1 protein-coding gene is annotated in these 2,375 nt (G+C 67.5%); it reads right to left on the reverse strand.

Features of this window, described 5'->3' with window-relative positions:
* A partial coding sequence (locus A9X04_RS27040) for a condensation domain-containing protein (protein ID WP_156764555.1) occupies positions 1-2,375 on the reverse strand: 2,375 nt, incomplete at both ends.

Raw genomic sequence — 2,375 nt, forward strand, 5'->3', positions numbered from 1 at the left:
GACCCGAAGATCTCCCAGACCGAGAAGTCGAAGGCCAGCGAGTGGCATTGCGACCACACCCGACCCAGCGCCAGTTCTTCCTCGGCCGACTGCAGCAGCTGGGTGACGTTGTGGTGGGTGACGGCCACACCCTTTGGGACCCCGGTGGTGCCGGAGGTGTAGATGACGTAGGCGATGTCGCCGGGGTCCGGCGGCGGCGGTGCGCAGCTGCGTTGGGTTGCCAGTTCGGGGTCGTCGAAGTCGATGACGGCGACGTCGGAATCGTCCAGCCGTGACCGCACGCCCGCGGTGGTGACGGCGGCGACCGGTATGGCGTCGGTGAGCATGAATTCGATGCGTGCTGCCGGCAGGGCCGGGTCGATGGGCAGGTAGGCCGCCCCGCTCTTGAGCACCGCCAGGATCGCCACCACGGCCTGAGCCGACCGCTCGGCCAACACCGCCACACACTCCCCCGGCCCGGCACCATACTCAACAAGCAAGCGCCCCAACCGAGTCGACCACTCATCAACCTCCCGATACGTCCACGACCGCTCCCCCTCGGTGATCGCCACCGCCTCCGGCGCACGCCCCACCTGCGCGCCGAACAACACCGGAATCGAGAACCCCGTCGACACCGGAGCGCTCAGCGCCCCCCGATTGCCCAACTCGTCGAGCCGCGCACGCTCGGACTCCTCCAGCACATCGATCGACGACAACCGCCGCCCCGGATCGGCCACCATGGCCACCAACACCCGATACACCTGCGCGACCACCGCCTCCACCCGAGCGGTGTTGAACACATCGGTACGAAACTCCACCGCCCCACCAATCCCGGCGGGCCGACCATCCTCACCCCAACGCTCAGCCAACGAAAACACCAAATCCATTCGCGCGCTGCGGGTATCGGTGGGCAGCGGCGTGACGTGAAGATCGCCCAAGGTGAGATCGGCGACGTCGACATTCTGCCAGGCGAGGACGACTTGGATCAGGGGGTGGTGGCTGAGGCTGCGGGTGGGGCGCAGGCGCTCGACGAGGAGTTCGAAGGGCACGTCTTGGTGTTCATAGGCGGCCAGGCTGCGTTGTTGCACCTGTGCCACGAGCTCAGCCACCGTCGGGTTGCCCGACAGGTCGGTGCGCAAGACCAACGTGTTGACGAAAAATCCGACCAACTCATCAAGCGCAGGATCACGACGCCCGGCGATCGGAAAACCCACCGCCACATCCGAAGTCGCACCCAGCTTGCCCAAAACCACCGCCAACGCGGCCTGGACCACCATGAAACTGGTGGCTCCGTGCCCACCGGCCAGCTCCCGCACCCGCTGCTGCAATTGCGCGGGCCACTCCACGCTCACCCGCGCACCCCGATAATCGGCCACCAACGGATAGGGCCGATCGGTCGGCAACTCCAGCCGCTCCGCCATCCCCGCCAACGCGTCCTGCCAATACGCCAACTGCCCCGCGATCGCACTACGCGGATCATCCAAATCCCCGAACTGCGCCCGCTGCCACAACGTGTAATCCACGTACTGCACCGTCAGCGGCGCCCACGCGGGCGCCTCACCACCACACCGGCTGGCATACGCCACCCCCAAATCACGCACCAACGGCGTGATCGACCACCCATCAGCGGCAATATGATGAGCCACCGCCACCAACACATGCTCACCCTCGCCCACCCGAAACACCTTCGCGCGCAATGGGATCTCTGTCGACAAGTCGAACGAGTGGTGCGCCACGGCGTCGATGGCGCCCTCCAGCCGGCTCGCCGGCCAGCCGTCGGCCTCGACGACGTCGCATCTGACGCGCGCCTGTTCTGCCGACAGCACGATCTGTCGGGGGGTTCCCTGGGGCGCGACGAAGATCGTGCGCAGACTTTCGTGGCGGCCTACCACGTCGTTCAACGCGGCGCGCAGTGCGTCGGTATCCAGCGGCCCGGAGAGCCGCAGCGCGGCCGCCATGTTGTAGACGGGCGACGGCCCGTTCAGCTGGTCGAGGAACCACAACCGGGACTGGGCGAACGACAACGGCACCGTCGCCGGCCGTTTGCCGGCCACCAGCGGCGCGAGAGCGCCGCCACCCAGCCCCATGCGGGGGGCCAGCTGCGCCACCGTGGGCGCCTCGAACAGCGCTCGCACCGAAAGAGCGCTGTCAAAGCCACTATTGATGGCCGCGATCGCCCGCATCGCCGAAAGCGAGTCGCCGCCGAGCTCGAAGAAGGAGTCGTCGACCCCGACCCGCTCGAGACCCAGGACTTGGGCGTAGATGCCGGCCAGGATCTCCTCGACCGCGCTGGCCGGGGGGCGGTAGTGATCGGTCTCCGTGTATTCGGGTGCGGGCAGGGCGCGGGTGTCGAGTTTGCCGTTGAGGGTGACGGGCAGGGTGTCGAGGGTGACGAG

Source organism: Mycobacterium sp. E3247, assembly GCF_001667785.1.
In the GTDB taxonomy this organism is placed as follows: domain Bacteria; phylum Actinomycetota; class Actinomycetes; order Mycobacteriales; family Mycobacteriaceae; genus Mycobacterium.